Below are 5,159 nucleotides of genomic sequence, written 5' to 3'. Positions count from 1 at the left end.
CCCCGGGGGTGACAGCCAGAGCTTCGCGGTTCCAGCCTTGACCAAGCGCAGCGCGAACTCGACCGTCGAGGTCCGCACCGGGCAGACGATCGCGATCGCGGGTCTGATCAACGAGACACTGCGCGAGAACGTGGACAAGTTCCCGGGGCTCGGCGAGCTGCCGGTGATCGGCACGCTGTTCCGCAGTCAGAGTTTCGTCAAAGGCCAGACCGAGCTGGTGATCTTCGTCACCCCGCGCCTCGCGCGCTCCTACGATCCGACCCTGGTCAAGCTGCCCACCGACAGCTTCGTCGAGCCGGACGACATGGAGTTCTACCTGATGGGTCGCATGACCGCCCGGCCGCCCGAGCAGCGCTCCGGCTACACCACCGGCGGCGACCTGGGTCCGGACAAGACCGGGAGCGAGGGCTACTTCGGTCATGATCTGTGAGGCCGTCATCTCAGCGGGAGACGAGGACAGGGTATGAAACACAGGACTGCGACACGGATATTGGGCATTTTGGCACTTGGCTGCGGCCCGCTCTTGCATGGCTGTGTGACCGAGCCGGACATCACCGACGACCCCGACTTCGGGCAGTCGGTGCGGCAGATGATCGCCATCCAGACCGGCGACCCCTGGGCGGGCGGGACCGGACTCGACGGCGAGAAGGCAGGCAACGTCCTTCGGGCCTATCGGGACCAGGTGGGGGATCCGGAACGGGTTCAGCAGGAGATTCTCCAGATCAATCTTGGCCAATGACCCGAATCGCCCGCGCCGCGCCATTGGTCGTCAGTCCTCACCAGCCCCGGAACCGGTAAACGAGCCATGCGTCATCCGCTCAGAGTCCTACTCGTCGGCGAGCCGAGCCCGCCCTTCTCCGAGGTCGAGGCACTGCTGGCCGAGCATCGTCAAATGCTGGTCTCCGCCCGGCCGCTCGGTGTCGGCGCGGATCCGATCCTGTCGGAGCTGTCGGAGGTCTGCGACGCGATCGTCCTGGTCCTGACCGGCAACTGGCGCAGCACGCTCCAAAGCTGTTTCAGGAAGGAAGGCCCGGCCGCCAAGCCGCTCCTGGTGGTCGGCCCGGCCGAGGATCTGGAGCTCCTGCGGGCGGTCATGCGCTACGGCGCGCGGGATTTCTTCCCCCTTCCCGTCAAAGCCGACGACCTGGTCCCGGTCCTCGATCGCGTCGCCAAGGAGGAGCACGAGCGCCGCGGCGGCCTCTCGGCCGAGGTCACCACGTGCATGAATGCGAAGGGGGGCAGCGGCGCCAGCTTCCTGGCGGCGAACTATGCGCACATCCTGGTGAAGTCATTCGAGAAGCGCACCGTGCTGCTGGATTTCGAGCTTCAGTTCGGCAGCCTCCCCACCTACTTCAACCTCAAGTCACGCAACGGCCTGATCCGGGCACTGGAGCTGGTCGACTCGCTGGACGTCACGGCGCTCCAGGGCTATCTGCAGGTGCACGCGAGCGGGCTGGCCCTGCTGGCCGCCGCCGCGGAAGGGCTGGTGCTGCCGGAGGACGTGCACGAGGACCGGGTCGCCAAGCTGCTCGCAGTCCTCGACGAGGCCTACGAGCGGATCGTCATCGATCTGCCGCGACGCATCGACCAGGCCACCGCGGCCGTGCTCGACCGATCTGACCACATCCTGCTGGTGACCCAGCAGACGGTGGCGCACCTGCACGACGTCAAGCGGCTCACCTCCATGGTCACGGGACAGCTGGGCATCGGCCCCGACCGGGTCATCGTGATCGTGAACCGGTTCAGCAAACAGGGCGAGGTGACCCTGCCCGACTTCCGGGAGGCCCTGGCGAACATCCGCATCGAGACGCTGCCGAACGACTACCGGGAGGTCTCCCGGAGCATCAATCTCGGCGTGCCGCTGTTCGAGCTTGAGCCGCGCGCGCAGCTGAGCCGACGCATACTCGAGCTGATCCGCACCACCCACGCCAAGCCCGAGGCCGATGCCGAGTCCGCTCGGGCCAAGAAACCCTGGATGTCACTCATTCGCCGCTGAGGCCCCGATCCATGGACATGTTGCACAAGCGTCCCGCCGATCTCGCCACCCCCCCCGGGCTGACCGAAGACGAGTACGCCCTGCGCCGGCGCGGCCTGAGCGGGCGGTTGGGAGGCGGACTCTCGCGGTCCGAGCAGGAGGTCAAGTACGAGCTTCTGCAGAGCGTGGTCAAGATGATGGACCTCTCGGCGCTCGCGAAGCTCGCGGACCCCGAGGCGCGCGCCCAGATCCAGGAGATCTGCGAGCGCCTGATGGCGCAGCAGACCCTGCCCTTCAACGTCCCGACCCGCCAGCGCATCGTCAAGGAGATCCAGAACGAGATCCTCGGCCTGGGTCCGCTGGAAGGGCTCCTCGCCGATCCCTCGATCTCGGACATCCTGGTCAACGGCCCGGAGCAGATCTACGTGGAGCGCAACGGACGGCTCGAGCTCTCCGGCGCCTGCTTCGACAACGACCGCCACCTGATGACCATCATCGACCGGATCGTCTCGCGGGTCGGCCGGCGCATCGACGAGTCCTCGCCGATGGTCGACGCCCGGCTGAAGGACGGCTCCCGCGTCAATGCCATCATTCCGCCGCTCGCCCTCAACGGCCCCGTGATGTCGATCCGGCGCTTCGCGGTCGACCGGCTCACCATCGAGCGCCTGATCGAGCTGGGCGAGCTGACCCACAGTGTCGGCCGCGTGTTGCAGGCGGTGGTGCGTGGACGACTGAACATCCTGATCTCGGGCGGGACCGGCACCGGTAAGACGACCCTGCTCAACGTGCTCTCCGGGTTCATCCCGCCGGACGAGCGCGTCGTCACCATCGAGGACTCCGCCGAGCTGCAGCTGCAGCAGCCGCATGTGATCCGGCTCGAGACCCGCCCGCCCAACATCGAGGGCCGCGGCGAGGTCAGCCAGCGCGACCTGGTGCGCAACAGCCTGCGCATGCGCCCGGACCGCATCGTGGTCGGCGAGGTCCGCGGGGCCGAGGCGCTGGACATGCTCCAGGCCATGAACACCGGCCACGACGGCTCCCTGACCACCATCCATGCCAACGGACCGCGCGACGCCCTGACCCGGATCGAGAGCATGGTCGCCATGTCCGGCGTAAACCTGCCGAGCAGGCCGCTGCGTGCCCAGATCGCCTCGGCCCTGGACCTGGTCGTTCAGCTCGAGCGCCACGAGGACGGGCGCCGGCGGATCGTCAGCATCCAGGAGATCAGCGGCGTGGAGGGCGACATCATCACCATGTCGGAGATCTTCCGCTTCGAGCGCGAGGGCGTTGATCGCGACGGCAATGTCCTGGGTCGCTTCGGCCCGACCGGCCTGGTCCCCAAGTTCTTCGACCAGGTCCGCAAGCGCGGTCTGGACTTGGACCTCGATGTCTTTCAACCCGGCAAAGCCTGATGCAGCCACACGAACCCTTCGGGTGGACAGGGCGCAGCCCGCTCACCGTCGTCGCACCGCCGGGTTCAAACCTCGGACGCGGGTCACCGGGTCAGTCGGGCGCGTCTCGCGCCCCCAAGGCCCGCCGATGAATCGCGCCACATCACCCAGGATCGGAGGCTGACCGTGTCCGACCAGACGCTCATCATCCTGATGATCTTCACCGTCGGCTTCCTGTTGAGCCAGGCGTTCGTCGGCCCGCTGATGGGGACGGGGCGCGGGGCGAAGAAGCGCCTGCGCGACCGCATCCGGGACCTGTCCACGGAGGGAGAGGGCGCGGGGCATGTCTCGCTGGTGCGCGACCGCTACCTCAAGGAGCTCTCGCCGCTGGGGCGCGCCCTGCTGCGTCTGCCGGGCATGGACGCACTCAAGACCCTGATGGAGCAGGCCGGCTCTGTGAGGCGACCCCACGAGGTCCTCCTGCTCTCGCTCGCGCTGGCCGTCGTGGCAGCCCTGCTCGCCGGCAGGCTCCTTGGGTGGGGGCTGGGCCCGCTCCTGATCGGCGCATCGGCCGCGGTCCTGCCCTTCATGTATTTCCGCCAACAACGCACGAAGCGGCTGGCCAAGTTCGAGGAGCAGCTCGCCGACGCCCTGACCGTCGTCGCCCGCGCACTGCGCGCCGGACTCCCCTTCGGCGAGGCGCTGCACCTGGTGTCGCAGGAGATGCCTGAACCCATCAGTCAGGAATTCGGCATCGTCTTCAACGAGGTCAATTATGGCGGCGACGTGCGCAGCGCCCTGCTCGGCATGCTGGAGCGGGTGCCCAGCGTGGCCGTGATGGCCATGGTGACCACGGTCCTGATCCAACGCGAGACGGGCGGCAATCTCGCCGAGGTCCTGGACAAGCTCTCCGCCGTGGTGCGCGAGCGCTTCCGTTTCCAGCGGAGCATCCGCACCCTGAGCGCGGAAGGGCGCCTCACGGCCTGGATCCTGTCCCTCCTGCCCTTTTTCATGGCCGGCGCGATGACGGCGATCAACCCGGATTACGTGCCGATGCTGACCGAAGACCCGATCGGGCGTAAGCTCGTCATGGTTGCCTTCGGGCTGATGGTGCTGGGCATCCTGTGGCTCCGCAAGATCGTGCGGATCGACGTATGAGGGAGACGCGATGGAGCGCTTGATTGGTCTCACCGGCTGGCTCGGCGGCTGGACCGAGGATCCCGAACGGCTCCGCCTGGTGGTCTCGGGCATGCTCGGCGTGGCGGCCTTCATGGTGATCGTGGCGGCCTATTTCCTCCTCGCCGGGGTCTTCGATCCGCTCAAGAGACGGGTCCAGGCGGCCGGCGAGGTGGCGGACCCCCTCCCGGTCCCGGTCAAACGCAACCCCTCCGGCGGCTGGCTCAAGGCGCTCGGCGACGCGGTGATGCCCAAGGCCCTGTCCAAGCGCCTCAAGATCTCGACGCTACTGGAGCAGGCGGCCTTCCGCGGCGAGGGCGACCTCAACATCTTCTACGGGCTCAAGGTGCTGTCCACGCTGCTCCTTCCCCTGCTGGTGATCGCGGGCGTTGCGGTCACCCGGCGGAGCCCGATCGCGGATGCCATCCCCTTCGCCCTGGCCGCCGGGGCACTCGGCTTTCTCCTGCCGGACATCCTGCTGCAGAGAATGGTCCACCGGCGTCAGGAGCGCCTGAGGCGCGGCCTCCCGGACGCCCTGGATCTGCTGGTGGTCTGCTCCGAGGCGGGTCTGGGGCTGAACGCGGGCATCCAGCGGGTCGGCCAGGAGATCGCGATCA

6 protein-coding genes are annotated in these 5,159 nt (G+C 67.8%); all 6 read left to right on the top strand.

Going from position 1 to position 5,159, the window contains the following annotated elements; genetic code table 11:
- Positions 1-430 (top strand): secretin GspD/PilQ domain-containing protein (locus LJE61_RS06295; protein WP_519972967.1); only part of this gene is annotated, 430 nt, incomplete at its 5' end.
- A gap of 33 nt (positions 431-463) precedes the next feature.
- Entirely contained in the window at positions 464-739 is a 276-nt protein-coding gene (locus tag LJE61_RS06290; protein WP_296917797.1) for a hypothetical protein, read from the top strand.
- A gap of 66 nt (positions 740-805) precedes the next feature.
- Positions 806-1,996 (top strand): AAA family ATPase, encoded by a 1,191-nt coding sequence (locus tag LJE61_RS06285; RefSeq protein WP_296917795.1) that lies wholly within the window; start codon positions 806-808, stop codon positions 1,994-1,996.
- Between the two features lie 17 nt (positions 1,997-2,013).
- Positions 2,014-3,387: a TadA family conjugal transfer-associated ATPase gene (locus tag LJE61_RS06280; protein ID WP_296917793.1), complete on the top strand. Its 1,374-nt coding sequence runs from the start codon at positions 2,014-2,016 to the stop codon at positions 3,385-3,387.
- 165 nt (positions 3,388-3,552) lie between these two features.
- A complete protein-coding gene (locus LJE61_RS06275; protein WP_296917791.1) occupies positions 3,553-4,524 on the top strand; it encodes a type II secretion system F family protein in 972 nt (323 codons plus the stop codon).
- A gap of 10 nt (positions 4,525-4,534) precedes the next feature.
- Positions 4,535-5,159, top strand: a 625-nt coding sequence (locus LJE61_RS06270) for a type II secretion system F family protein (protein WP_519972965.1), incomplete at its 3' end; no start/stop codon positions are given.

It is taken from the genome of Thiocapsa sp., assembly GCF_022340925.1.
GTDB lineage: Bacteria > Pseudomonadota > Gammaproteobacteria > Chromatiales > Chromatiaceae > Thiocapsa.
The sequence above is the reverse complement of the archived record's forward strand: the minus strand, read 5'-3'. Positions and strand labels throughout refer to the sequence as shown.